The sequence below is a fragment of the Alteromonas sp. ALT199 genome (genome assembly GCF_018619335.1).
GTDB lineage: Bacteria > Pseudomonadota > Gammaproteobacteria > Enterobacterales > Alteromonadaceae > Alteromonas.
Map to the genome: position 1 here is coordinate 45856 of NZ_JAHHDX010000144.1, position 26528 is coordinate 72383.

Consider the following 26528-nt stretch of genomic DNA (forward strand, 5'->3'; position numbering starts at 1 on the left):
TCTCATCAATTAGTCTAATAAATAGACTAAGATATTAATAAAGCACGTTAATTTCATATCCTGTAGCAGTATCTGCCGGCTCGACGGTAACAATGTAGTTTTCTTCTTCGGTAAAGCCAAATAATGCAGTTCTATCTAATAATACTTGTTCTTCATTCTCATCTTCATATACAGCAATAACTTCGTAGTAGTCAGACGGAAGTACTTCACTTGTGCTTTCAGCAAATTCAAGGTTTTGAACATCGTATTCAGCGGTATCGATGGTTTCGTCGTTTCTCACTAGGTAAAAATCTACATCATCAAAGTCGCTAACTAGATTGATAAAGTTCACGGTTTTGTCGTAGGCCTGCGGTAATCCACTTTCTATGAAGGTCGCGGCGCCTAGCGTGTTGCCGGTATTGTAAATCAAAATAGCTTTACTTTCGCCTTGGTTAAGCGTGATCAATTTATTACTTAGGGTGCTCACTGTGCCTGTAGGGTCTGTTACCGTCACACGGTAATCACCATATCGAATTGCATTAAAGTCTGACAATTCCCCCCCTGCAAGAGAAAAGCTAACGTCTTCTTCATCAGTATTACCGCCAAAGGTCACGTTAAGCTCGGTATCTAGATTGGTTGAGTTGTAAATACGATATTGAGAGTCAGCTTCAACGTCGGTTAATGCTGTAACGGTAGACGAGTTAAGAATAGTATCAACCACCAGCCCGTCTTGAATTGCCCCGCTTACATCGCGAAGGCTCATTACGTATTCTGTTTCATAAACAAAGTCGAGGGTTTGCGATTCGAATACGACATCATCGCTTCCCGGCTCAGTAAGATAAATTGTGTACTCACCTTCATCGAAATAGTCGCTGTCGTCATCTGCATCCCAATAGTTTAGCTCGGCTAAATCGCCTATTGTGACTGTGCCTAAAAAGTTAGCCGCTTCAAACGGGTCGCCCGATTCGCTCATGTAAAAGTCGTAAGAAGATTCGTCTACAGCAACAGATAACGCAAATAATCTGAAGTGATCTTCCATTGTTTCACGTTCATAAGAGTAGGTTGTGAAAGTAGGATTGCTAAAATCACCACTCATCACTACTATCGTTTTGTAACCATCTCTCAAATCTACGGTTATCTCATCGATATATACTTCCTGATCATCAGAATCTGTTCGTATGAACTCTAGCTCTAATTCGCCATCGTCCATTGAATACATTGAAGTTGTGTCACCAAACTGTGCCGAGCCAAAGCTATCACCGTCTACTTCTCGCATTTCTACGTTGGCACCGTTAGGCGAAGCATTATAAAACTGAATGTAAGCGTAGGAATAATCGGAATTGCTGCTGTCAGAGCCACCACACGCGGTAAGCCCAAGCGTTGCTACAAGCCCCATAGCTACTGCACGGAACCAAGTTCCACTAAGCAAAGATCGATAGGTCAATTGCATAAATTGAATGTCCTTAGAAATTGTTCTTTTATTGGTAAACGCCTGCGTTTAAGCGAATAGGCACACGTTGGGAGTGCTTTTCTGGGCACGCACAATACAGCGATATGGCTATCTGAGAAGTAGTTAGTTCGATGCTTTACGCTATCTTTGCAAAACTGACTTTCCTTTATATTTTCTTGTCGTAATGGCCCTATAAATAAAGCTACATACTGGGCTGGGCCTTAAGAAAAAACGGGTAAAAAAGGAAAGGCTGTCAGATTTTTTGGTGACAAGAAAAAAGCCTGCAAAAGCAGGCTTAAAGTTTGTCTTAAGGAGACAGGTATTGTTACTCGTAAGAGTAAGTCAGTGTTACGCCACTATACGTAGAGTATGCGCGAAGACCAATGTGCCACGTACCTGAGGCCGGGGCATCGAACGTACAAACTTCATTATTGCCGTTTTGATAAGGTCGGCAATCGAAGCTATTCGTTTCTGGTTGGGAACCAAATTTCACGTAAAGGTCAGCATCACCTGTTCCGCCTGAAGTACGAATGGTCATTTGAGTAACGCCTTCTGGAATAGTCCAAGTATAGCGATCCCAATTGTTTCGCGTTCCAGAAAGTCCTGTTAGTTGACCTGAAACTGGCTCTACACCCGGCTCTGAACCGCCCCCACCTGTACCACCGCCTGCACAACCATTGGTATTCAGGTAGTTATACGCATCGGCTAGCTGCATTAAGCCGTACCCATAAAGGTTGTCGCGACCTGTACTCCCCTTATCCTCAGCGGTTGCATTTAGGGCATTGCGAATTTGATTGTTAGAGCATTGTGGAAAGTAGCTCCATACTAATGCCGCACCACCAGCAACATGAGGCGTTGCCATTGATGTACCGCTTAAAGAGGCATAGGTGTTAGTTGGGTATGTGGACTGCACCGCACTTCCTGGCGCTGCAATTTCTACTTGGTCGTTATATTGGCTATAGCTTGCACGGTTTTCGTTTGAGTCTACCGCTGCAACTGACATTACTGCATCGTAAGAAGCAGGATAAGACTTCGCACTGTTACCATCGTTACCCGCAGCAGCTACCAACAACATACCTGCATCAGTGAAACTTTGCATAGCGTTACGTTCAGTTGTGGATGAACTTCCACCACCTAAGCTCATATTAACTACGTTCGAGCCCGCATCCTGACACTGGGTGATCGCATCTATAAGGTCAGAAGCATAGGTCCACTGACCACTATCGTTAAAGATTTTAACGATATGCATGTCAACGCCTGGATACACACCAACAACACCTTCGTTATTGTCGTAAGCGGCAATGGTACCAGCTACGTGAGTTCCATGCCCATTACCATCGTTGTACCAGTTACCTACAGCGCTATTATTCGCTTGCCCTGTTACCCCGTCATTAGTTCCCGGAAGATCAGGATGACCCAGGTTGTATCCCGTATCGATAATACATACCTTGCGAGCTGTAGTATCTGACTGACCAAACTGATTCGCCTGTACCATGGTGTAGCCGTAAGGCGTAGTTTGTGCCATAGGCTTGCGACGTACATCCACTTCTATACTTTCAACATTAGGGTTGTTACGAAGTTTATTAAGTGCAGACTTACTCATAGTCGCTGCAACCATCTTGTGCTTTTTAAGCTCTTTCTTAATTGAACCACCCGCTTTACTAACTTCTGATTTGGCAGAGGCAATGCTGAAAGGCTTTTTGGTTTTCAGCTTAGATTTTGGTTTTGATTTAGCTTTACTACTATGAAGTTCATCGCTTGAAGCGGCGAACTCTACTGTTTCGCTTATCATTTCATCTTTAAACTTGATGATATAGCGTTGTTGTTCGGTATTCACCAGGCGGTCGACCGTAAGACGCTTACCCAGTGCTTGTTTCAAGGTTTGAGGCTTTTCTTTCACTTTCACTAGGCCTTCGTCTGCAGCCATTGCAGAGTTACCCATTAAGCCAAAAGATACAGCTAAAGCCGCCGCTGTTAGACATGTGTGTTTCTTATTTAATTTTGAGTTCAAAATTTATTTCCTGTTTTATCTGTCTTATTAACTTCAACACTGTTTTAGTCCGTGTTTTAGAAGCTATTTGTTATTGAATGACATACAGGTATAACCATTACCTCATACGAAATGCTCATCCATGACAACCTACGCAACTGCGTAGCAACGACCTACCTATTTGTCAGGTTTGTAGATAGCGAATTCTTACGCAACCTACTGAGCTCATACTAGGCGGCTGATCTAGATGTTGTGTATACTGCCTCAGTCTTGGTGAGCATTTTTTATACCTTTTCAAAATGCGCTTAAGAACGAAAATCTTCACGGAAGCCGCACTAGCTGTACGTTATAAGCAAATTAATATAGGAAATGGACATCTATAACTAGAAATAGGCTCGCACTTTCAAAATGTAACAAAATATTAAACTCCTTACGCTCTCGCTAATCGCGTTTTTCATAGAACCGTACTTTCAAAACAGAACGACTGCTCTATTAACGGCTTCTAGAAGGCGCTTACATAAGTATGTAAACAGAAGGAGCGCAAAAGGGTGTGAAAGCGTAAAAGTACTTGAGGCTATGTGAGAGGGAAAAAACTAAAAGAAATGAAAAAGGGGCGCGTAGTGGCAATAAAAAACCAGCTACGCGCCTTTCAATAGTGTTGGTATAGATGCTGGGTTCGTCACCTAAACCTTAGAAGCTTGTTATAAACTGCGCTGTCTTACAATCTCATACAAACACACACCAGTCGCTACCGAAACATTCAAACTTGTCACGCTACCAGCCATGGGTAGCTTAACCAGTTCGTCACAGGTTTCCTTCGTTAGCCTACGCATACCTTTGCCTTCTGCCCCCATAACTAGCGCGGTAGGGCCTTTCAGGTCAACATCATAAAGGGTTTTATCGGTTTCACCGGCGGTACCCACAATCCAAAGGCCTTTGTCTTGAAGGTGTTTCAAGGTTCTAGCTAAGTTTGTAATTTGAATTAGCGGCATAACTTCAGCTGCGCCACAGGCCACTTTTCGTACCGTGCCATTTAAGCTGGCAGACTTGTCTTTAGGTACAATCACAGCGTGTACACCAGCACCATCAGCCGTACGCAAGCAAGCTCCCAAGTTATGTGGGTCGGTAATGCCGTCTAACACCAAAATTAACGGCTGCGACTCTCGCTCAAGTATTTTATCAAGGTCAGCTTCATCCATTACGCGAGCAGGCTTCGCTTTAGCGACTACACCTTGGTGCTGCTCGCCGTTCACTTTATCGTCTAGCGCTTTACGCTGACTAAACTGAACTGAAATACCGAAACGGCGCGCCTGGTTAACAATGTTGGTCAAGCGCTCATCGTTACGCCCTTTTAAAACCCACACTTCCATTACACGCTCTGGCTCTTTCTCAAGTACCGACTGCATTGCATGTAAACCATATAACCATTCTTGCTGCGCCATTTAACGCTTACCTCTTTTATTCAATGACAATGTTTTGCCGTCGCTACTGCTTTTCGTGCTGCCGCGACCTGACGATTTACCGCCGCTACGACTAGACGAGCTTGAGCCGCCTTTACTTTTGCTCCCTTTCTTGTCAGAACGAGAGTCTTTACCAGAGCGGGGCTTGTTATCAAAGCGAGTAGGTTTGTCTGACGCCTTTTTAGCTGTCTTCACTTTTACCTTCTTGCCTTTGGTGGAGCGCAGCATAGACTTATCGAGTAATAAATCAATCTTTCTTTCATCAAGGTTTACGGCCGCAACAGTCACTTCTACTGTATCACCAAGTCTGAACTGGCGATGGCCCGATTCTCCTACCAGCGCTTGTTTTACTTGGTCGTAGTTATAGTAGTCATCATCTAGCGATGTTATGTGCACTAAGCCGTCGATATGGTATTCGGTTAAGCGAACAAACAAGCCAAAGTTAGTCACCGAGCTCACCACACCTTCGAACGTATCACCTACGTGATCGAGCATGAATTCACATTTAAGCCAGTCGGCCACATCACGCGTTGCATCATCGGCGCGGCGTTCTGTCATAGAGCACTGTTCACCAAGCTGCTCAATTTCCTCTACCGTGTAGTTTTTAGCGCCGCTTACCTTCTGTTTGCCTTGCTGCTTGGCAATAATGCCTTTCAATGCACGATGTACCACTAAGTCTGGGTAACGACGAATAGGCGATGTAAAATGTGCGTAGGCCTCTAGCGCTAAGCCAAAGTGCCCTACGTTTTCGCCATCGTAAACCGCTTGCTTCATTGAGCGCAGCAGCATAGTTTGAATAAGCTCCTCATCTACTCGACCGCGAGTTTTAAGCACTACATCGGTAAACGCAGCCGGCTCTGCATCTTCAACAATGGCATGGGGAATACCAATTTCACTTAAGTAACTGGTGAAAGCGGTAAGTCTGTCGGCGTCTGGCTTATCGTGCACACGGTATAATGCAGGCGCTTCATGCTTTTCTAACATTAGAGCGGCACTCACGTTAGCCATGATCATGCACTCTTCAATAAGCTTATGTGCATCGTTACGCACTAAAGGCACGATATTTTCAATTTTGCGCTGGGCATTAAATACAAATTTAACTTCTTGGGTCTCGAACTCAATAGCGCCTCGTTTAGCACGCGCTTTTTTAAGCGCACGGTACAAGTCCTGTAAATTGCGAAGATGAGGTACATGAGGCTCGTAACGCTGATGAAGCTCTTTGTCGCCTTGCAGAATATTCCACACTTTGGTGTAGGTTAAACGGGCGTGTGAATTCATTACCGCTTCGTAAAATTGGAATTCTTCCAGTTTACCTTGCGCACTTATGGTCATTTCACACACCATACACAGGCGGTCGACTTCAGGGTTCAAGGAACACAAACCGTTAGACAGTACTTCTGGAAGCATAGGAATAACTTGGTCAGGGAAATACACTGAGTTACCGCGCTGCTGCGCTTCATCATCAAGGGCTGAACCTGTTTTTACATAGTGACTCACATCGGCTATGGCTACCCACAGCTGCCAGCCGCCGTCGTCTAATGGTTCGCAGTATACTGCATCGTCAAAGTCACGGGCATCTTCGCCGTCAATGGTAACAAGGGGAAGCTGGCGCAAATCAATTCGGCCTTCTTTGGCTTCATCTGGCACTTGGTCGGTTAGCTTTTCTACTTGTTTGGTTACCCCGTTTGGCCACTGGTGTGGAATATCAAACGTGCGAAGGGCCATTTCAATTTCCATACCTGGCGCCATATGCTCACCAAGTACTTCAACAATTTTACCTACTGGGTTCATTTTACGGCGTGGACGCTGAGTAAGCTCTACCACTACCACCTGCCCCATGCGGGCACCGTTGGTACTTTCTGGCGGAATGACAATTTCATGCTGTAAACGGCTGTCATCTGGCACAACCATGCCAAAGCCTTGCTCAACGAAATAACGACCAACTATAGGCTCGCTGCGCGGCTCAATGACCTGAGTTACAAACGCTTCTTTTCTGCCACGACGGTCGGTACCGCTAATACGCGCTTCTACCACGTCGTCGTGAAGGAACAAGTTCATTTGCCCTGCACTTATAAATAAGTCACCGCTTTTATCTTCAGGACGCAAGAAGCCGAAACCATCTCGGTGACCAATAATTCGGCCTTTAATAAGCTCATCACGGTTTTGGAGTATGTATTTTTTCTGCTTAGTGAACTGCACCTGCCCTTCGCGCTCCATGGCACGTAGGCGGCGCTGAATACCAATTCGCGCTTCTTCATCGAAAGCGTTCACCAAGTTACAGATGTCAAGAAACGACAAGGGCTTGTCGTGCTCTTTTAATAAACTCATTAAATATTCGCGGCTGGCTACCGGATTTTCGTACTTTTCTTTCTCGCGCTGATAATGCGGATCGTCACTCATGTATTTTTAAATTACCTTTAATTACTTTGTTTACAATGTCTTCGTTTGTGGCTTAGTTCTTCAAAGTACAATGGAAAACATTGAAATATATTTTTTAGACACATAAACCATTTTTGGTTCATGTGGTTATTTGCTGCACAGTATAACAGTATTTACGGTAAAAGATTACGCGTTATTAGGCTTATAGCGTTTACCAAACTTTTTTGCTATGAACGGGGTCTTACGCCTTTGAATATCGGATTGTCAGTAGCGAAGAATAGAAAATCTGTTGCTAAGTCAGCACATATAAAAGTTACAGCAACAATTTTGTAAACTGAGATACTTGCTAGTAGATTGACTTTAAATTGGGTTTGCTGTTTGCGGTTCTATATAGGTCGTATGCAACCTGATAATGCATCCATGCTTGGGCACTAATACCGCTCACAGCTTCGAGCTTACGAGCAAGCTCAATGGTTAAATTCGAATGCCCGTTAATAAACCTTGATAAATGTTTTTTTGAGATACTTAAACACTGTGCAATCTCATTTTGCTTCAGCGATGATTTTGACATGCACCTGCGTTTAAACACTTCACCAGGATGAGGCCTTTTTAGATGTTCAAGCCTTGATACTCGCTCTCCAGTATCGATTAATGCTTTGCCTCGGTCACTATTGTATTCAATACCTATGTGCATACTGTGTTTCATGGGTTGTATTCTCTGTAATCAAGGCTGAAACAATCGCCATCACTAAAAAAACATGTTACCGCTCCACACGGTTCTACGTTATTAACTGTAACCGTTACATACCAAAGAGCGCTTCCTTCAGCTTTTATGGCACCAATATCTATCAAATCTGAAACTTGTGATGCAGCATCTAAGTCAAATAACGCGTCCCAAACCTTGTGACGATATGCTATAGGAAGCCATTCATCATCACTTTGCCACATTGTAAGGAGCTTATCGTGGACGAAACTTATTATTGCCAATGGAATATCCAACAAAGATTACCATAGAGGTAATTTTTCTCAAAAACATGTGCATATTTTATCCAGTTACAGATGTGTCAACTTCGATCTAAAGTCCTGTTCTCGATTCGGCGCAGCCTGACATCTGTATGTCACAAACACTCAGTATAAAAATGGGTTTTCGTTTTTGTTGCATGAGCGTTCAACAAAACAATGACATCACTAGTTACCTTACAAACTTATAAAGAGCAGGCATATGGATAGAAGAACGTTTATAAAGCTGTCGTCACTTACTGGTGCGAGCGTGGCAGTGTCTACAGGGCTAGCGGGCTGCACAGTTAGCAATTCTGCAAATAGCCAACCACAAACTAACGCTACCTTTACTCATGGTGTAGCCAGTGGAGACCCATTAAAAGATGCCGTTATTATTTGGACACGCGCCTTGCCAACAACAGATTCAGGCTCGGGCTCGGGTTTAGCCAAAGCCGATATTTTGTGGGAAATGGCGAGCGATGCCGACTTTACTGACATAGTAAGTAGCGGTGTTGTTGAAGCCAAGGCAACCCATGATTTTACCGTAAAGGTAGACGTAACAGGTCTTAGCCCGGCGAGCCGCTATTTTTACCGTTTTAAAAGTGCCAATAATACAAGCCCTGTGGGCGAAACCCGTACGCTACCCGAGTCTGACGTGTCTAACGTTACATTCGGCATATTTTCATGTTCTAACTACCCTGCTGGATTTTTCACACCTTACATGGAAGCAGCGAAAAACGACAACATCGATTATGTATTGCACCTTGGTGACTACATTTATGAGTACGATGGCAAGGGGTACGCAACTGAGCACGCCAGGGAAATTGGCAGAACTTACGCACCTGATAACGACACCGAGCTTTATACGCTAGAAGACTATCGCAATCGCTATGCGCTATATCGTACCGATGAAGGCTTGTTGACCTTACACAAGAATAAGCCGTTCATTGTTGTGTGGGATGACCATGAAATTACTAACGACACCTATAAAGACGGCGCGGAAAATCACCAAGCTGATGAAGGTGATTTTTATGAACGACGCGCGGCAGCCGTACAAGCTTATTATGAGTGGTTACCCATTCGCCCACCCTTTGGCACTGAGCGTTTAGAGATTTATCGCCAGTTTACCTTTGGTAAGCTTCTTGACTTATACATGCTCGACACCCGTGTTCTCGCCCGCGATAAGCAGCTTGAATACGCCAACTATCGCGATGCTGAAACAAAAGCGTTTGACCAAGCTGGTTTTATGAAAGATATCAGTAATCCTAGTCGTGGACTTTTAGGTGAAGCCCAACGCAACTGGCTACATTCGTCCATGCAGCAAAGTCAGGCTAAATGGCAGGTATTAGGCCAACAGCTATTAATTGGTCGCATGCTATTCCCTGTATCGATTTTTAACGGCGTTGAACGTAAAGAGATACCAAGCCACGTACATAGGCTCGCAAATATTAAACGCAAACAAATGCAAGGTGGCGCACTTAGTGAACAAGAGCTTGCGCTCATCAATACCGTAATGCCTTACAACTTAGACGCATGGGATGGCTACCCTATTGAACGGGAACAGGTTTTGATGCAGCTTAAATCCATCGGTAAGCCAGTTATTGCCCTTGCAGGTGATACACATAATGCATGGCACAATAAGTTAACCCTGAAAGATGGCACAGAAGTGGGCGTAGAGCTTGCTACACCAGGCGTGACATCGCCAGGTATGGAGCATTATTTAAGCATGGATGATGAAGTAGCAAAGACGCTTGCCGATGATCTTCCGCTACTCATTGAAGATTTGCAGTACTGTAATCTTCATCAGCGCGGCTTTATGACACTGATCGTCAGCGAAGACAGCGCTAAAGCCACATGGCACTATGTGGATGCGATTTTAACCCAGGCTGGAAAAGTAGCTGATACACATAGCTATGAGGTTAAGGCATAGCGTTCTACGGCTTTGTTAGCGTGTATAGGCTCAAGCCTATGCACGTTATTTATAAAGTTAAAGGCTACAAACGCTACCTTACAAGTCTCACAACGCGCTTAGTGCTTTCCACAAATAGTGTGTTTTTAATCTGCGTTGGGCCATTGCTGAGCATCATGAAGAACACGTAGTATTTCGATGCAATTTGTAATGATGTTTTCTCGATATATAACGATAAACGGCAGGCCATTTATTACAAGTTCCCGCGTATTCTTCAATCGGCCATGACGGCCTGCTCTAGGATGTTCTGATAAGACTTAGTGCGAACTATCAATAATGTTCATGACAACGTCAATAGCTACAGAGGGGCTATTTTTTTGAGCAATATGAGTTTCAATTTTCTCTAAATCGGTATTTGCAAGATCAGTCCATTTGAGCTGCACGCTTAGCCTCCCACTTAGCTTTGACATCAGTATGGTCGGTCAAGCGTCCCTCATCAGCAGACTTCACTCCTTTTTCCACCTCTCGGATAAACCACTCTTCGCGAGCAACATACTGCTTGATGGCTTCGGCCATCAGCCACGCCCTAGGTCTATCCATCGCCTCAGCCATTTCGCCTACACGTGCAAGTGTTTCGTCAACTAATCTTACTGAGGTAGCTTTTAAAGGCATACAGATTCTCCGAGGTTCTTTGAGAATCTTTACTGTAACTGCACCAGCATTAAATGTCTTCTTTTGCCTACGTCGACGAAGTCAGAGTTCAAACTTTGATAAGCAAATAGTGCCAATCACAATCAGAAGTTCTAATACTTCTTCTTATAAACCATATTATTTAAGTTACGTCCTATTCCCATCAAGATAGGGGCATATTGACGGGAATAGGTACTCTCTTATTCTTTACTTCTAGAACTCGTAGTAAACACGCACACCGGCAATGCGAGGCATGCCGCGAACGAAGGTAGGAATACCTAAGCCGCCCCCCGTGTTACCTGCATCAATTAAAAACTCTTTATCAAACAGGTTGTTTACGTAAAACTCGTAGGCAAACTTGCTGTTGTCTTGAAGCAGCTTCACCGATACATCGGTCAGTGAGTAAGTATCTTGAGAAAGGCCAGGATAATTACTGCTTTCAAAGAACACTTCAGACTGGAAGCTGGTTAGCCAGTTAACATCAATATCGAAGTTATTCATATTGAATACTTTGTTGATGTTGATAGCACCGCTGACTTCTGGCGCTAAGCGAAACTTATTGCCGCCGTACTGGAATTCAGAACCATCAGCTGTGTTATCTGCAAATTCCGCGTCTAAGAAACCAAGGCTTGCTGTTAATGTCAGCGTTTCGCTGTAGTTGTAGGTCGCCATGCCTTCAATACCCGACATTGTCGAATCACCCACTGTTACCGTAATCGACTGCAAGGTTTCCGCGTCAGTAAAGCTTTGCTGATAATCGCTGTATTCGTAGGTGAAAATGGCTCCCGAGAACAGGAAGTTGGCGCTTTGATACTTAACACCCAAATCGTAGCTATCTACAATTTCTGGCTTAGTCACATTAACGCCACCCGCGTTTGCATCCACAACTGGCGAACGACGGCCTTTGGCGTAGTTCGCATATAAGTTCCAGTTATTGTTTACATCGTAGCTTACTGCGAAGCGTGGCAATGTATCGTCAAAGTCGCGCTCGGCATCGAAAGTAAAAGCACCGTCTGCGGTAGTAAAGGTATTTCGCGTATAACGGGTTTCATCGATGTAGCGAACGCCAGCCGTTACATTAATATTGTCGGTCACGTAATAAGATACTTCAGCAACATAAGACGCTATGTCTAGCTCAGCCTCGAAGGTGAACGGTCCTTGTATAAAAATAGGCGGTAGCGCAGGGTTAGAAATAGGTGAGCCATCTGCATTAAATAGCTGAGACACCAACATGGCACGTAGGGCTTCTATTTCCTCTAGCGATGCATTGGTCGCTATATTCTGATTAAGCGGAATGTTTGAGGTGGCCTCAAGCTGTGCTCTTACAGCGTCGAAAGTACCGCGTATAAATGGGTCTACCATTACATAGTAAGGCAAAATCGATTCGTCTTGGGTGATGGACGCGCCTAAGAACGCAGCCAATTTATCACCCGAATCATACACCAAACGCATTGATGCACCTTGAAGCGTGGCATCGTTATCGAAATACGCGTCTTGAATACGCAACGCTGAACCGTCAGCGTCAAAACCTTCGCTTACTTCAACGTCTTTGTAGTAGGCATCGGCGTGTAGACTAAGCATTTGGTTAAAATCGTAGTTTAGGGTTAAGTCGTAGGCTTGGAGCGTACGCTCAATACCTAACTCACCACCCAAACTAAACTCAGCATCAGTAAAAGGGCTAGTATCTCCACCATTAGGGGCGATAGAGCCAGATTTGAATGCGATACCCGGCTGATCGTTATACTCCATTGCCGCACGAGCAATAATTTCTAGCTTCTCATAGCTTGCAAGCCAGGTTGCGCGAAGGGCTTGCACCGACACACCCTGAAGGTCTTCGCTGTTGCACGGCACTTCTTCACCTAGGTGGTTGTACATGTTTGCATTGCCATAATAAGAATCAGCGCTACAAGCATTATTTTCTACAATACCGTCCATTTCTCGGTAAAGCCCAGCAATACGGAAACTGTGGTTGTCGTTAATAGGCTGGTTATACATAAACTCAACTTCTTGGCCTTGCTCTGAGTTATAGCCAACCTGCACCTTTCCTTCCTGTTCAAAGGTTGGAAGGTTAGAGTGAATGCTTACCGCGCCGTTGGCAGCCGCTACGCCAAAAAGTGTTGGCTGCGGGCCTTTTAAAACTTCAACGCGGGCGATATCGTAAAGGGCCACACTGGCTACGGTTTTCTTGCTGATATCAAAGCCATCTTGATATACCGAGATACGAGGCGTTGCTGACACTGATGAAACATCATCGGTGACACCGCGAATATTAAAAGACGGCAAGCTTACGGCTTGTTCCTGAATTTGAACGTTCGGCAATATGCGAGACAGCTCATCAAGCTCCATGATATTGGTACGCTCTAGAAACTGGCTGCCTATAACATCCATAGTAACGGGCACATCCATTACGGACTGCTCTCGCATTTGGGCGGTTACCGTAATCTCTTCTATATAGTCAGTTTCGTTTTCTGTGTCGGGCGCAACTTCTTGTGCAATTGCAGCGGTAGATAGTGCAAGTGCAATTGTCGTAGCAAGCAAAGAGCGTGAATAAACGGATCTAGGGTACAGAGGACGCATCAAATCATTCCTTTCGTGTGCTTATTGGGTGTTTTGTGTTTTTTATAAGCATTTCGCCGATAGATTGGCGACATTGCTTACCTTTTAGAATTATCGAAGCACAAGAATGTAGAGCGCTTTTGAGACGGTTCGATGAAGTATCCGTGACAAATGAAAGGCACTTTTGTGACAGATATATTCCATTCGAAAAATCTAAGCTGTGATAAATGGCTATTGCAAAAACGCCCCTTTGCATCATAGAGCAAACTAAGTACACTCATTCCACGTAGGACAGAAATAACTTTTAACTAAAAAGCGAAATGGAGACTGCAATGAAGAAATTAATGATGGCTACGGCTATTGGCGCTGCGACCCTATTAAGCGCTTGTAGTGCAGAGCATGGCACTACGCAGTGTACTACTGCACCTGAAGCTGAATGGCAGAACCAAGATGCGTTTCAGGCTCAACTATTAGCGCAAGGTTACAAAATTAACGAGTTTAAAGTAACAGGCGGCAATTGTTACGAAATCTACGGCTTCGACAAAGAAGAAAACAAAGTAGAAATTTACTTCAACCCAGTTGATGGCAGCATTGTTAAAAAAGAAATGCACTAAGTCTGTTTTAGCGAGCCGTGCATAAATGCTTGCTTTAATACTTGATGAAAACGCTGCAAACCATTGCAGCGTTTTTTGTTTTATCTTGAGAAAGCTATGTAATGTACAGACCTAAAGATACGCCTTCGGATATTTATATTTGGGATTGGGTAGTGCGCCTGTGCCACTGGGGCCTTGTTGTGACCTTTGTGATCAACTACTTTATTGTGGAGCCAGGTCGCCTTTATCATGAAATAGCCGGCTATATGGCGGTAGCGCTTATATCTATACGGGTCGGCTGGGGCTTTTTATCAACCAAATTCGAAGAAAGTAAAAGGGTTGCTACTGAGTACGCAAGCTTTTCTACTGTATCATTACATCAACAAGCCTTCGCTGAACATGTTCAACACATAAAACAAAAACAAATTCCCACTCATCATGGTCACAACCCGTTCGGTTGGCTCATGATAATGGCTGTTATTACTCTGCTGTTGGGGTTAGGTATTACCGGTTTTATGATGGAAGAAATAGATGCCATGTTTGGTAATAGTACGCTGGAATGGATACACAGTATTATGGCTGATGTTCTTTACGCATGTGTGCTAGTGCATATTTTTGCGGTGTTTGCTGTGCAATATATGGGAAATGTCCAGTTAGTTCGCCCTATGCTCACAGGTTGGCGAAAGCGCTAAGCCCTTGTTAGAGCGAACATGCACTGAGTCCACAAATACGCTAGGGCTATCGCTATTGCAGAAGCCCATTCATGCTATCTGCTAGCTTTTTTCTGTTGGTCTAATTGCCTGTAGCCTCTTATGTTTAAATCGGCTCTGGTAATCAATTGGGCGTTTATTATCAATTACGTACTAATAGCATTTAGCTATCTAGTGGTCGCTTTGCTTCACGCACCGCTTTGGGGTGCATCAGCTTTTCTAAGCGAGCTAAATATGACGATATTTGCTGATGCTGTTTTTTATCGTTGGTCACTGAGTTATAAAGCCAGTGATATGCATCTTCATAATCGTAAGGGCTACCGTGACCGTCTAAAAACAACTCGACCAAATGAATTTGCGCTTTTAAGTTCTTAAGGGCTGCAGCTTCTCGTAAATACACAACAGCGCGAGATTTATCTTGCTGCACCAGTGTGCCTTTTGCGTAGTAACGTCCAAGCTGCTCAAGTGCGGCAGGCAAACCTTGATTAGCGGCGTCTTCCATATAGCCAATTCCACGGGCAGGTTCAGCATCTACGCACACCCCCCATGCCAGCATGTCTCCCCACAAAAACTGATAGGCAGGTACTTTTAACACATCAGCACGGGCTTCAATGTCTTGCACTAGCTGACACCGGTCCGCTACCACTTTATCTAAATGCGTATTGGCGTTAATCATGTCGATTAATGCGTCTTGGCTATAAAGCTGAACTGCGCGAAGTTCTTCAATAGTTTCCCCTTCAAGGGCATGAGCGGAAAAACCCGTTACGGAGGCACAGATTAATAAAGCGGTAGAAATAATTCGTTTCATAGCGAAGCAATAAATGTTGATAACACAAACTTAGTTAAGTTATCGACCTAGTATAGATTAACTTAACTAAGACATGCTTTTCTTTACATAAATAATAGCAAGAGGCCACAGCCTGTTTCGCTTTGGCCTCTAGGCTAAAAGGTATAGCAAAAAACGTCTAGGCTAATGACTACTTTTTCGCGGGCACATAGCCGATTGGATGTGGCGAGCATGGTCGGCAAGATCAATACCTAGATCAGTAAGATAGCCACCATCAGCCTGAGTAATCAAGCCTTTGGAATACAGCCTAGATGCTGCGTTCACCATGCTTTGACTGGCATCGTGGTGAATTTTCAAACCTTGAAGCAGACTGTCTGCAGGAAACTTCAGTAACAAATTTAATTCGTCTAGCATGTCCTGATCGAATGAACTCATGTAACCACCTTAGGCAAAAAGGTTATAGGGTTTAGTACACTGGCCGTTGCAACACCCTTCAGTATAGCGCTTTTATCAAAGCGTTTTACAAACGCACTTTGACCACAAAGCCTGTACAGAAGCGCATACGCCAAAGCACTATTCGCCCTTGATTTGTTAATTTTTTTTAACGCTTTCTTATATCACACCCAAATGGCACCTCTGTAAAGCGTAATTTGCCTGTAAAACGTTTAATCGTGTAATCACAACGCTAACTGATCGGACTTTGGCGCTAAATAGTATATTCTTGCCATATATTGAGTTTGTGGATGCACCTGCACTGATGAAGTACAAAGATTTACGCGACTTTATTCGCCAGCTAGAAGCTAAAGGTGAATTGGTACGCATTAGCCAGCCCATTGATACCGACCTTGAAATGACAGAAATTGCCGATAGGACTTTGCGTGCCGGCGGCCCAGCTCTGTTGTTTGAAAACCCCAAAAACCATGACATGCCTGTATTGGCTAATTTGTTTGGTACGCCAGAGCGCGTAGCTATGGGCATGGGGCAGGAATCTGTTGAAGCACTACGCGAAGTCGGCAAACTGCTGGCTTACTTGAAAGAGCCTGAGCCCCCCAAAGGGCTTAAAGACCTTTGGGAGAAACTGCCAGTATTCAAACAAGTGCTTAATATGCCTGCTAAAGTGCTGAAAAAGGCACCTTGTCAGGAGGTTGTGCTTACCGGTGATGAAGTAGATTTGTCAAAAATTCCGGTACAGCGCTGCTGGCCTGGCGACGCTGCACCTTTGGTAACCTGGGGTTTAAGCGTCACCAAAGGGCCGCACAAAAAGCGTCAGAATTTAGGTATTTACCGTCAGCAGGTTATTGGCAAGAATAAACTCATTATGCGATGGTTATCACACCGTGGTGGTGCGCTAGATTTTCGTGAATGGTGCCAAACGCACCCGGGTGAACCCTATCCTGTGTCTGTAGCACTTGGCGCGGACCCCGCTACCATACTAGGTGCAGTTACCCCGGTTCCAGACACCTTGTCGGAATATGCTTTTGCAGGCTTACTGCGCGGTGACAAAACTGAGGTAGTTAAGTCTATCAGTAATGATTTGCAAGTTCCTGCCAGCGCAGAGATAGTGCTTGAAGGCTACATTGCGCAGGATGAAACTGCGCCCGAAGGCCCTTATGGCGATCACACCGGCTATTACAATGAAGTCGACGACTTCCCTGTGTTTACCGTTACTCATATAACCCACCGCAAGAACCCAATCTACCATTCAACCTACACGGGCCGTCCACCCGATGAGCCTGCTATTTTAGGTGTAGCCCTAAACGAAGTATTTGTGCCGATTTTGCAAAAGCAATTTCCTGAAATTGTCGACTTCTATCTGCCGCCAGAAGGCTGTTCGTATCGTATGGCGGTGGTTACCATGAAGAAACAATACCCAGGTCACGCCAAGCGCGTAATGATGGGCGTGTGGTCGTTCTTACGACAGTTCATGTACACGAAATTTGTGATAGTGTGCGATGACGACGTTAACGCGCGCGACTGGAACGATGTTATCTGGGCCATTACAACCCGCATGGACCCAGCTCGCGATACGGTAATGATAGAAAATACACCTATCGATTATTTAGACTTTGCGTCACCGGTTTCAGGGCTAGGTTCGAAAATGGGTATGGACGCCACAAATAAAATGCCGGGCGAAACCGACCGTGAATGGGGCGTACCCATTGTTATGGATGAAGACGTTAAAAAACGGGTTGATGATATTTGGGACAGTCTTGGTATTATGTAGCGACTATTTTTAGCGCTATTTATTTTGTATTAAGCATGCGCTTGCCTGAAAGCGCATGAAAAGGCGACACGCTAAGCAAGAAGGTTTAAAGAGAATACATGTCAGAAATTAAGTGTAAGGTTGCAAGCATCACGCCTTTAACCGAAGTGGTACAAAAAGTTGAATTAACGCCAGAAAGCCCTGTTGAGTTTAAGGCAGGTCAGTACGCTATGGTGGTCATGGGCGAAAAAGATATGCGCCCATTCTCTATTGCCAACGCCGCCTTTGATAATAGCCGCATTGAATTACACATTGGCGCAGAGCCTGGTAACAGCTACGCCGGTGAAGTGCTAGAGCGCATGCGCGCAGATGGCGAAATTACCCTAAATGTGGGTAATGGCAATGCCTTTTTGCAAAGTAATGGCCTGCCAATGGTGCTTATCGCTGGTGGTACAGGCTTCTCGTATACCTACTCCATTCTGCAAGAGCACCTTAACAGAGGTGACAAAACACCACTTACCCTTTATTGGGGTGGTAAGCACGCGGCTGACTTGTATCTAGCCGACGAGCTAACGGCGCTTGCTGAAGCAAATGAGCACTTCACTTTTGTGCCGGTTGTTGAGTTTGCATGTGATGAGTGGAAAGGCAGAACGGGCTGGGTACATCACGCAGTAATGGCAGACCATGCTGACTTTGCGAACGTTCAGGTTTATGTTGCAGGTCGCTTTGAAATGGCCAAAGTCGTACGCGATGATTTTACACAGCGCGGCTTAAAAGTTGAGAACCTGTTTGGCGACGCGTTTGCGTTTATTTAATCGCTAGCGCAGTAATTACATGCTTGAAGCCGGCTGTCGCCGGCTTTTTTATTTTCCTCTACAGGTACCACATTGTTCTCTCAGCTTTTCTGTATTTGCGTTTATCTTTAATTTCTTGCGATGACTAACTACTCCACGCGTTTACTCCAATTGTAGCCAAGCCACGTATTGGTTATGGTGAAAAGATAAACACTGGAGAGAACAATGATAAAAAACCTATCCGCACTCGCTAACATCAGCGCAAAGATAAGAAAAAACAGCCTACTGGCATCTACTATAATATTGAGCAGCACAGTTTCTTTCGCAACTTACGCGCAAAGCGAACAGCAGCAAGCACTTTACGATATTGCCAAAAATGTCTCCGCCGAAAACATTGAAAAAGACATTACTAAGTTAGTCAATTTTGGTACTCGTCACACCCTTTCTGAAACCGAGTCTGATACCCGTGGTATAGGCGCTGCGCGTCGCTGGATTAAATCTGAATTTGATAAAATTTCAGCTGAGTGCGGCGGCTGCTTAGAAGTGTACTACCAGTCGGAAGTTATCAGCGGTGAAAAGCGTATCCCCGACCCAGTGGAAGTGGTTAGCGTTATTGCTATTCAGCGCGGTAGTACTGATCCAGGCCGCTACGTGATTATGTCTGGCGACATTGACTCACGAGTATCTGATGTAATGGATTTCACGTCTGATTCACCGGGTGCAAACGACAACGCCTCGGGTGTTGCCGGTACTCTTGAAGCCGCGCGAGTATTATCAAAATACAAGTTTAACGGCAGTATCGTGTATGCCGCTTTATCAGGTGAAGAGCAAGGGCTTTTCGGCGGACGTATTATGGCAAACCAAGCCAAAAAAGACGGCTGGCGAATTAAAGCCGTGCTCAATAATGACATGATTGGCAATATTGAAGGGGTTAACGGTGTGATTAACAACACCACGGCTCGCTTGTTTGCCGAAGGTACTCGTGTAACCGAAACGGAAAAAGAAGCGCGAATGCGACGTTTCACCGGCGGTGAAGTTGACTCACCAAGCCGTAACCTTGCCCGCTATATCGATAAAATCGCCGATAAATATATTGAGAATTTAGACACTATGGTGATTTATCGCCTAGACCGTTTTGGTCGTGGTGGTCACCATCGCCCGTTTACGACTTGGGTTATCCGGGTATTCGTATTATGGAAACCAACGAAAACTACACCCGTCAGCATCAAGACCTTCGCGTAGAAGACGGAATTGCCTATGGCGATACCTTAGATGGCGTTAATTTTGACTATGCGGCTAAGCTTACCGGTTTAAATGCTGTTTCTCTTGCAGCAATGGCGTGGGCGCCAAACCCACCTGCAAACGTACAAATTGCCGGTGCTGTTCAGCCTTCAACCTTTTTAAAGTGGGATGCGTTAGATGCCAAAGAGAACCCTCAGCTTAAAGGATACAAAGTATATTGGCGTCATACTGATGCCCCGCAGTGGGAATATAGTAAGTATGTGGGCAATGTCACCGAAGCCATGCTTGAGAACGTTGTTATCGACAACTACTTTTTTGGCGTTGCCAGCGTTAACAAAGAGGGTGTTGAAAGCGTTGTGGTTTATCCAGGTCCTGCGGGAAGCTTTGGAGAATAAGCGTTTGTATTGAGCGCTTATATTGAGCATACCTATACGCATACTCATCTAATTACGTATCCAATCAAGTTCGTGACGTTAAGTTGGTAGTGAAACCGGCTTATCGTCACAAATGTCTTTACTCAACAAAAGCCTGTCTAAACATCAGTATTACACACAATTAATTGATGCTGCTTACATTTTGTTAATTTAAACCAATGCGGGTTTATTGGAATTAAGTGACTAACTACATTACAGTGTAGTTAATGCATTACGGCAGTTCGGAGTTCACTTTTGGTACGATTTAGCGCGTTTTCGCTCTCTTTTTTCACTCGCCGCCTTTCTTTGTTAAGTATAAGCCTAGCTCTATATTGTCTTAGTTCTGTTCAGCTTCATGCTGCCCCCACAACATTGGGTGCAGCTACTTTCGAGACCTATATTAGCGATGATGGGGAGCCTGCTCGTATTAATACTCTACTCGAAAAGGTGTTTAAAAAGGCGGAGTTGGATATTCAACTACAGGTTATGCGACAAGCTTTTCTGGGCAGTTCTGTCCTGACAGGGAAATTAGACGGTGAATTTGCCTACATCAACTTGGGTGAAGACGACAGTAATTATGTACTCTCCGATATCTACTTACCCATTTATCTTTACGCAGTAAGTAAAGATGCGGACGTAGAAGCAGTAAAGCTGTTTCCTCATTTAAAAGGCAATCGGGCTGCTATTGAAAACCGTTTTGCGAATACTCCCTCATTCAGATTACTTAAAGATATAAAGTGGTCGCGTAACCCCACTACGTTTGATGCGTTTCGCCAACTTGCCGACGATAGAGCGCCTTACTTAATTACCACACAGCTTTTAGCCCAAGAATTGAATATTCTATTAGCTAACGATAACGAAGAGACTCTGCACTTTTCAGCCAAACCTTTAGCTAAGACTGGGTTTCAATTAGCCATCAGTAAAAATGTTGCTAACGCTGAAAGCCTTGTTGCGCGGTTTAATAAAGCAATGTCGACTATGCAGGATAACGGCGAACTCAATCAGCCACTCGCATTAGCCTGGTTAACAAAAGATGTGAATGGCGATGGAGTAGCCGATTTTATTGGGCACAGTAGTACAACTACAATCACTGACGTATTAGATACAGCATACTCCCTTGACGGTAAACCTACCTCTGAAAGTAGCATGTTTTATGTTGACGGTGAGCAGTTTGCATCGTTAGAAGAAGCTCGCGCAGCACTCCCTGCTATAAAGAGCATATCGCCCCGTGCGTCGCTTTTAGATAAAACTACCTACCAGTTACTGCTTCGCCGCTGGTAGGTGAATATTAAAAGCGTAGTAAACATGTGGCTTCACAGCTTTGTAAAAGTTACGCTGACCTCTAGCCTTTATAACGTAAAACATTACTTTGCTTAGTTAGCGTTTGATGATGTTTTATCAGCCCGTTTTCAACGCAACGGTAACCGCTAATGCTAACGCTACAATAAAGGCTTTAAGCAAAGCTGCACGGCAAAGGTTAGTGTCAGGTTTTCGGCAAATACATTTCCAAGATAGTCAGTAACTCTTCCCCATCAACGGGCTTGGATACGTAATTGCTAAAGCCTGCCTTAAGTGCTTTTACTCTGTCTGATGTGTAAGCATAAGCTGTTAACGCTACCGCATTTAAATTAGCGATTTCTGGGTTTTCACTTGCGCGTATTTTCATTACTAAACCTAACCCATCCATTTCCGGCATACCAATATCAGAGAGCAGTAGATCGAAGGCTTCTGGCATATCGTTTAGCTCTTTCCATGCGTGCAATCCGTTTTTAACTACGTTAACGCGAGCACCGTTAGATTCCAAAAATAGCTTTATAAAATCTCGCGCGTCTTGCTCGTCTTCTGCAACCAAGATTCGTAGGCCGCTTAAACGCAAAGACTCGGTTAAATCAGTGATTTCGCTATTCTTGGTTTCGATGATGTCATCGTGCAAACTAAGGGGGGCTATAGGCAAAGATACAAAGAAAGTAGTCCCTGAATTTGGTCCATCGCTTTCTGCGTGAATTTCACCGCCGTGCATTTCGACTAAGCTTTTTACAATCGATAGACCTAGACCCAAGCCGTGCTTGTTATGAGAGTCCTTACCTTGATAAAAACGTTCAAAAACACGAGCAATTTGATCCTGGCTCATACCCTTACCATTGTCTTTTACGCGGAACAAGTAGTTAGAATGTTCCCTTCTTCCCCGCACATGCACCGTACCGCCTTTTGCGGTAAATTTGAGGGCATTACTTAGCAGGTTGTTGATAACTTGCTTAATACGCAAGTTATCACCCAGAATTTGCGTGTGTTCATCTTCGCAGTTAATCGACAACTGAATATTTTTACTGGCAAAACCGGCTTCAAAAGACTTCGCCACTTCAGAAATAGATGAAGCGATATTAAGCGAATGCGTACTCAGCTTCATGGTGCCAGATATAATACGCGACAAATCTAAGATATCGTTTATTAAGGCAGCCTGTGTAGACGCAGCGCGCTTTATAACCCCTAGAGCATCGGACATTCTATCGACATTGGTAACATCCATCAGCGCTAAGTCGGTCCAACCCACAATAGAATTAAGGGGTGAACGAAGCTCATGTGAGATGCTAGCCAAAAATTGATCTTTTGCTTTATCTAGCTCTTCTAGCTTACTAATTTGTTTATCTAAAGAGGCTTTTAAGCTTAGCGCGTAAGGTATAAATAGATGGTCAAAACCTTCAATAATAAGTTGGTCGTCTTCAGTCCATTCTACGGATTCATCAGCGACACTTTGTAGATACATATCGAAGGAATTGCGAGGAGTTAAAACCTTGCCAATATCTTTCTTTGCAGCTTCTCGACCAGCCCATCGTATGGTTCTGTCTTTTTGCTCTCTAAACCAAACTGTATAATAACCAAGCTTGGCAGATACGCAGGAGATGTAAATACCGCGAATGCCATTAAGGTCAGATTGTTCCGATACTTCATCAGCCAGCTTATTAATAGCAATTGATTCTTCAGAATTTGTAATAACGAATTTATCGAGCAGTCGCGTTAACGTTTGTTCAGGTGGCGTTCTACCTACCAAATACTTATCCACAGGGGTAATAACCGCCATACCGCATGCGTTCGCTACTTCTAAGAGTCCTTTTTCTTTTTGGGTTATTGCCTCAAGAGGGTTAGCAAAGCTAGTGAGCTGATGAACAATATTGTTCAATTTACGTTGGCGAACTTGAAACTGTTCTTTCTTTTCATGCAAAGCTTTAGTGTGCAGCTGCCACGCATATAAGTGACCGAGAGATTCGCAAACCAAGCGCTTTTTCTGGTCGATATATTTAGGCTCGCTATTGTGACAAGCAAGTAGGCCCCAAAGTTTGCCTTCAAACACTAGCGACACAGAAAACGAAGAACGTACGCCCATATTTTTAAGGTAAGTGATATGAACCGGCGACACCGAACGAACCATAGACATGGATAAATCCAGAGGCGGTCGCTCTGCTACCTGCACAGAAGGTTTTAAAAGAATGGGCTTTTGTTCGACGTCAAATACACAACGTACGCGATTTTTTAAATACAATGCGCGGGCTTGGCTAGGAATGTCAGATGCTGGGAATTTCAAGCCTTTGAATGAACGTGAAGACGATAATTTCGCCTCTCCTATCACTTCGCCGCTATAGGTTTTATCGAACTGATAAACCATCACTGAATCGAAACCAATGTAGCGCTTAAAGACATCAGCAATGGCATCTGCCACGTCGTAAATAGAATCACACCCATCCACATCGGGCAGCAGTGTGCGAAGATCTACATCCATTGGTACCCATTGCTGGGCAGCTTCATAGCTAAGTTGGGGTGTGGGCTCTAACTCAATGACAAGCAGGCCGTTGGAGTCAAACGCTACACCGCTCCCTTCCTTTTCCCAATTATCCAACCACAAGGCATTTTCCGCAAACTTCCACTGATATGCTCGACGCGTATTTCCACCTTTAACGCTTTGATAAATACTGTTAAATGTTGGTGCATCATCAGAAGGTGTATCTATGAGTTCAGTGATGAGTGTTTCACCAGACGTGATATTTACCTTAAATAGCTCAGCGATGTTTTCACTAACAACTTGAATTTTTTTTGTTGCCGGGTCAATTGCTATAACATAACCAAAGCTTTGAACACTTTCGATTAAATGAATAGCTTCATCTTCACAGTTTTGGAGCGAATTTAACTTAGTATCTGTAACGTGTTGCATTGCCTTGGCCGAGAAATTTGGAAAGCGAGCTTTCGTGGGGACGTTATCATCTATCCACGATACCAACTTATAGCGATGAAAGCATGTAATATCGCTAGAACCTCGCAAGTTAACATTTATTAAATTTTGAATTAAAAATTGCTTACAAAGCATTTTATTATTGCTTTTTTTGATCTGACGCAATAAACTTTCAGTAATTTCTGAAACTTCTGGAATATTAAAATGAAAATGACGCCTTTAATTACATCTGCAGTTATGCACTTTGGCGAAATGGGAAGTCGCTGGGGTTTTAATCGAACAGTAGGGCAAATTCTTGCGCTTATTGTCTTGAACGAAGAGCCTATTTCGGCGCAAGAAATTGCTGATGCGCTCAATATTTCCAGAGGCAATACCAGCATGGGTTTAAAAGAGCTTCAGTCATGGCGCTTAGTTAAACAACACCATGTTCCTGGTGAGAGGAAAGAGTTTTTTATTCCCGCTGGCGATATTTGGACTCTTGCCAACAGAGTGTTTGAAGAGCGTAGAAAGCGTGAGATCGACCCAACCATGAGTCTTCTGCGTGATTTGCTGCTTGACGCGCCTGCCAATGAAAAAGAGGCAAATGCTCAAGATAAACTGAACGAAATTCACGATTTACTCGAATCAATTACCGCATGGTCTGAAGAACTTCAGAATCTTGGACCTGAAAAGCTTAATACGCTGATGAAGCTAGGTTCCGGCGTGGGCCGTATGCTTGAGCTTAAAGATAAGCTACTTCCGGGAAAAAACAGCGTTAACTAAGGGGGCTTTCTGTGGATGCATTCTTGCTGTCTCGTTTACAATTTGCGTTAAATATTAGTTTCCATATTTTGTTTCCAACCATCACCATGGCGATGGGTTGGTTTCTATTCTATTTTAAGCTGCGCTCTAACATTTCAGGTCACCCTGTGTGGATGCGCATGTATCGTTTTTGGGTACGTGTATTTGCCCTAAGCTTTGCATTAGGTGTAGTAAGCGGCGTTACCATGTCATTTCAGTTTGGTACCAACTGGCCAGGGTTTATGGAAAAAGTGGGCAACGTTGCAGGCCCACTATTAGGCTACGAGGTACTCACCGCTTTCTTCTTAGAAGCCACGTTCCTAGGCATCATGCTATTTGGTATACGCCGTGTTCCCAATTGGCTGCACACAGCATCTACCCTTATTGTCGCTCTTGGCACCACAACATCCGCGTTCTGGATATTAGCGCTTAATAGCTGGATGCAAACCCCACAAGGTTTTGAAGTAGTCGATGGTGTGGTTTACGCCACTAACTGGAAAGAAATCATCTTTAACCCTTCTTTCCCCTACCGCTTTGTACATATGATGTTAGCGTCTGGGTTAACCGCTAGTTTCCTTATTGCCGGGCTTTCGGCCTACCGCATGCTTAAAGGCGACGATAAGCTTGCACCTAAGTTAGCGCTTAAAACAGCAACCTATACAGCGGCAGTACTAATTCCTTTGCAAATTTTTGCTGGCGATATGCACGGTTTAAATACACTTGAGCATCAGCCTCAAAAAGTAGCGGCGATGGAAGGGCTATGGGAAACCACTGAAGGCGCACCATTGTTGCTTTTTGCAATACCGGACGAAGAAAGCAAAGAGAACCACTTTGAAATTCCCATTCCCTATGGTGCAAGTTTAATTCTTACCCATGAGCTTAAGGGTGAAATAAAAGGCCTAAACGAGTTTGAAGGTGAACACCCGCCCGTAGCCCCTGTGTTCTTCGGCTTCAGAGTTATGGTGGGAATGGGTATGCTGATGCTGGCGGTATCATGGCTTGGCAGTCTTTACCTTATGCGCAAGAAAGAATTCCCTGTCTGGCTTAAACGCACGTTTGCAGGTATGGCATTTAGCGGTTGGATAGCAACGCTTGCTGGCTGGTACGTAACGGAAATAGGCCGTCAGCCCTATTTGGTAAGCGGTGTATTAAGAACCGCTGATGCTGTAACCCAACTGCCACCTGCCAATATTGCATTGTCGTTTACGCTGTACTTGATCATTTATACGGTATTGCTCATCGCGTATATGGGAACATTAATGTTGATGTGCAGAAAGGCTGTGGAAATTGAAGAAATAACGACGGAAGAGCGCGAAGTAGCGAAGGCTAAGATGCAACCCTCTGAACCTGACCCAAGCACGGTATAAGGAGA

Annotated in this window: 19 protein-coding genes and 2 pseudogenes; 9 read left to right on the forward strand and 12 right to left on the reverse strand. The window is 44.3% G+C overall.

The features are described from left to right. Nucleotides 1-34: 34 nt before the first annotated feature. The 6 genes from KL866_RS15600 to KL866_RS15625 form a co-directional block, all read right to left on the reverse strand. Nucleotides 35-1429 carry a DUF4397 domain-containing protein gene (locus KL866_RS15600; protein WP_214995878.1) on the reverse strand — a complete coding sequence of 465 codons (1395 nt, stop codon included), beginning with the start codon at nucleotides 1427-1429 and terminating at the stop codon, nucleotides 35-37. A gap of 325 nt (nucleotides 1430-1754) precedes the next feature. Further along, complete coding sequence (locus KL866_RS15605; protein ID WP_025257622.1) at nucleotides 1755-3440, reverse strand: S8 family serine peptidase; 1686 nt, start codon at nucleotides 3438-3440, stop codon at nucleotides 1755-1757. Between the two features lie 680 nt (nucleotides 3441-4120). Beyond that, nucleotides 4121-4861: a 23S rRNA (guanosine(2251)-2'-O)-methyltransferase RlmB gene (rlmB, locus tag KL866_RS15610; protein ID WP_025257621.1), complete on the reverse strand. Its 741-nt coding sequence runs from the start codon at nucleotides 4859-4861 to the stop codon at nucleotides 4121-4123. Then, nucleotides 4862-7279, reverse strand: coding sequence for a ribonuclease R (gene rnr / locus KL866_RS15615; protein ID WP_214995880.1), 2418 nt, complete (start codon nucleotides 7277-7279; stop codon nucleotides 4862-4864). It lies immediately after the preceding gene. A 325-nt stretch (nucleotides 7280-7604) separates the two neighbouring features. Then, nucleotides 7605-7964: a HigA family addiction module antitoxin gene (locus tag KL866_RS15620; RefSeq protein ID WP_214995882.1), complete on the reverse strand. Its 360-nt coding sequence runs from the start codon at nucleotides 7962-7964 to the stop codon at nucleotides 7605-7607. Continuing rightward, the gene (locus KL866_RS15625; protein WP_251140100.1) at nucleotides 7961-8206 is read right to left on the reverse strand and encodes a hypothetical protein; all 246 of its coding nucleotides are present in this window, start codon (nucleotides 8204-8206) and stop codon (nucleotides 7961-7963) included. The genes KL866_RS15620 and KL866_RS15625 overlap by 4 nt, the downstream gene beginning before the upstream one ends. Before the next feature lie 274 nt (nucleotides 8207-8480). On the opposite strand from KL866_RS15625, the gene KL866_RS15630 reads away from it, so the two are divergent. Further along, nucleotides 8481-10187: an alkaline phosphatase gene (locus tag KL866_RS15630; protein WP_214995884.1), complete on the forward strand. Its 1707-nt coding sequence runs from the start codon at nucleotides 8481-8483 to the stop codon at nucleotides 10185-10187. A gap of 125 nt (nucleotides 10188-10312) precedes the next feature. Here KL866_RS15630 and KL866_RS20375 read toward each other — a convergent pair. The 3 genes and pseudogenes from KL866_RS20375 to KL866_RS15645 form a co-directional block, all read right to left on the reverse strand. Continuing rightward, nucleotides 10313-10468 (reverse strand): annotated as a pseudogene (locus KL866_RS20375) (type II toxin-antitoxin system RelE/ParE family toxin); the annotation flags it as partial. 121 nt (nucleotides 10469-10589) lie between these two features. Then, nucleotides 10590-10838: a CopG family ribbon-helix-helix protein gene (locus tag KL866_RS15640; protein ID WP_025257616.1), complete on the reverse strand. Its 249-nt coding sequence runs from the start codon at nucleotides 10836-10838 to the stop codon at nucleotides 10590-10592. 231 nt (nucleotides 10839-11069) lie between these two features. Further along, a complete protein-coding gene (locus KL866_RS15645) occupies nucleotides 11070-13433 on the reverse strand; it encodes a TonB-dependent receptor (RefSeq protein WP_214995886.1) in 2364 nt (787 codons plus the stop codon). Between the two features lie 311 nt (nucleotides 13434-13744). On the opposite strand from KL866_RS15645, the gene KL866_RS15650 reads away from it, so the two are divergent. Both KL866_RS15650 and KL866_RS15655 read left to right on the forward strand, forming a co-directional pair. Beyond that, a complete protein-coding gene (locus KL866_RS15650; RefSeq protein WP_014950922.1) occupies nucleotides 13745-14026 on the forward strand; it encodes a PepSY domain-containing protein in 282 nt (93 codons plus the stop codon). Between the two features lie 101 nt (nucleotides 14027-14127). Continuing rightward, a complete protein-coding gene (locus tag KL866_RS15655; protein WP_214995888.1) occupies nucleotides 14128-14697 on the forward strand; it encodes a cytochrome b/b6 domain-containing protein in 570 nt (189 codons plus the stop codon). 181 nt (nucleotides 14698-14878) lie between these two features. On the opposite strand, the gene KL866_RS15660 is transcribed toward KL866_RS15655, so the two are convergent. Together KL866_RS15660 and KL866_RS15665 are read right to left on the reverse strand one after the other, a co-directional pair. Next, nucleotides 14879-15523 (reverse strand): tetratricopeptide repeat protein, encoded by a 645-nt coding sequence (locus KL866_RS15660; RefSeq protein ID WP_214995890.1) that lies wholly within the window; start codon nucleotides 15521-15523, stop codon nucleotides 14879-14881. 162 nt (nucleotides 15524-15685) lie between these two features. Further along, nucleotides 15686-15937 carry a TIGR02647 family protein gene (locus KL866_RS15665; protein WP_025257612.1) on the reverse strand — a complete coding sequence of 84 codons (252 nt, stop codon included), beginning with the start codon at nucleotides 15935-15937 and terminating at the stop codon, nucleotides 15686-15688. Between the two features lie 322 nt (nucleotides 15938-16259). Between KL866_RS15665 and ubiD the strand changes: the two genes are divergently transcribed. The 4 genes and pseudogenes from ubiD (at nucleotide 16260) to KL866_RS15685 (ending at nucleotide 21435) form a co-directional block, all read left to right on the forward strand. Next, nucleotides 16260-17726: a 4-hydroxy-3-polyprenylbenzoate decarboxylase gene (ubiD, locus tag KL866_RS15670; RefSeq protein ID WP_025257611.1), complete on the forward strand. Its 1467-nt coding sequence runs from the start codon at nucleotides 16260-16262 to the stop codon at nucleotides 17724-17726. Nucleotides 17727-17824: 98 nt separating this feature from the next. Further along, nucleotides 17825-18520: an NAD(P)H-flavin reductase gene (gene fre, locus KL866_RS15675; protein WP_214995892.1), complete on the forward strand. Its 696-nt coding sequence runs from the start codon at nucleotides 17825-17827 to the stop codon at nucleotides 18518-18520. A 204-nt stretch (nucleotides 18521-18724) separates the two neighbouring features. Next, nucleotides 18725-20136, forward strand: a pseudogene (locus tag KL866_RS15680) (M28 family metallopeptidase). Between the two features lie 273 nt (nucleotides 20137-20409). Further along, complete coding sequence (locus KL866_RS15685) at nucleotides 20410-21435, forward strand: ABC transporter substrate-binding protein (RefSeq protein WP_025257608.1); 1026 nt, start codon at nucleotides 20410-20412, stop codon at nucleotides 21433-21435. 202 nt (nucleotides 21436-21637) lie between these two features. On the opposite strand, the gene KL866_RS15690 is transcribed toward KL866_RS15685, so the two are convergent. Next, a complete protein-coding gene (locus KL866_RS15690; RefSeq protein WP_029661593.1) occupies nucleotides 21638-24358 on the reverse strand; it encodes an ATP-binding protein in 2721 nt (906 codons plus the stop codon). Nucleotides 24359-24580: 222 nt separating this feature from the next. On the opposite strand from KL866_RS15690, the gene KL866_RS15695 reads away from it, so the two are divergent. Together KL866_RS15695 and KL866_RS15700 are read left to right on the forward strand one after the other, a co-directional pair. Then, nucleotides 24581-25138 (forward strand): GbsR/MarR family transcriptional regulator, encoded by a 558-nt coding sequence (locus tag KL866_RS15695; protein ID WP_025257607.1) that lies wholly within the window; start codon nucleotides 24581-24583, stop codon nucleotides 25136-25138. An 11-nt stretch (nucleotides 25139-25149) separates the two neighbouring features. Next, nucleotides 25150-26523: a cytochrome ubiquinol oxidase subunit I gene (locus KL866_RS15700; protein WP_025257606.1), complete on the forward strand. Its 1374-nt coding sequence runs from the start codon at nucleotides 25150-25152 to the stop codon at nucleotides 26521-26523. Nucleotides 26524-26528: the final 5 nt, after the last annotated feature.

Coding starts and splice junctions, on each gene's coding strand:
- KL866_RS15645 (WP_214995886.1), bottom strand. CDS start 13,433: ATGCGTCCTCTGTACCCTAGATCCGTTTATTCACGCTCTTTGCTTGCT.
- KL866_RS15640 (WP_025257616.1), bottom strand. CDS start 10,838: ATGCCTTTAAAAGCTACCTCAGTAAGATTAGTTGACGAAACACTTGCA.
- KL866_RS15695 (WP_025257607.1), top strand. CDS start 24,581: ATGAAAATGACGCCTTTAATTACATCTGCAGTTATGCACTTTGGCGAA.
- ubiD (WP_025257611.1), top strand. CDS start 16,260: ATGAAGTACAAAGATTTACGCGACTTTATTCGCCAGCTAGAAGCTAAA.
- KL866_RS15650 (WP_014950922.1), top strand. CDS start 13,745: ATGAAGAAATTAATGATGGCTACGGCTATTGGCGCTGCGACCCTATTA.
- rlmB (WP_025257621.1), bottom strand. CDS start 4,861: ATGGCGCAGCAAGAATGGTTATATGGTTTACATGCAATGCAGTCGGTA.
- KL866_RS15600 (WP_214995878.1), bottom strand. CDS start 1,429: ATGCAATTGACCTATCGATCTTTGCTTAGTGGAACTTGGTTCCGTGCA.
- KL866_RS15665 (WP_025257612.1), bottom strand. CDS start 15,937: ATGAGTTCATTCGATCAGGACATGCTAGACGAATTAAATTTGTTACTG.
- KL866_RS15620 (WP_214995882.1), bottom strand. CDS start 7,964: ATGAAACACAGTATGCACATAGGTATTGAATACAATAGTGACCGAGGC.
- KL866_RS15660 (WP_214995890.1), bottom strand. CDS start 15,523: ATGAAACGAATTATTTCTACCGCTTTATTAATCTGTGCCTCCGTAACG.
- rnr (WP_214995880.1), bottom strand. CDS start 7,279: ATGAGTGACGATCCGCATTATCAGCGCGAGAAAGAAAAGTACGAAAAT.
- fre (WP_214995892.1), top strand. CDS start 17,825: ATGTCAGAAATTAAGTGTAAGGTTGCAAGCATCACGCCTTTAACCGAA.
- KL866_RS15690 (WP_029661593.1), bottom strand. CDS start 24,358: ATGCAACACGTTACAGATACTAAGTTAAATTCGCTCCAAAACTGTGAA.
- KL866_RS15625 (WP_251140100.1), bottom strand. CDS start 8,206: ATGTGGCAAAGTGATGATGAATGGCTTCCTATAGCATATCGTCACAAG.
- KL866_RS15630 (WP_214995884.1), top strand. CDS start 8,481: ATGGATAGAAGAACGTTTATAAAGCTGTCGTCACTTACTGGTGCGAGC.
- KL866_RS15655 (WP_214995888.1), top strand. CDS start 14,128: ATGTACAGACCTAAAGATACGCCTTCGGATATTTATATTTGGGATTGG.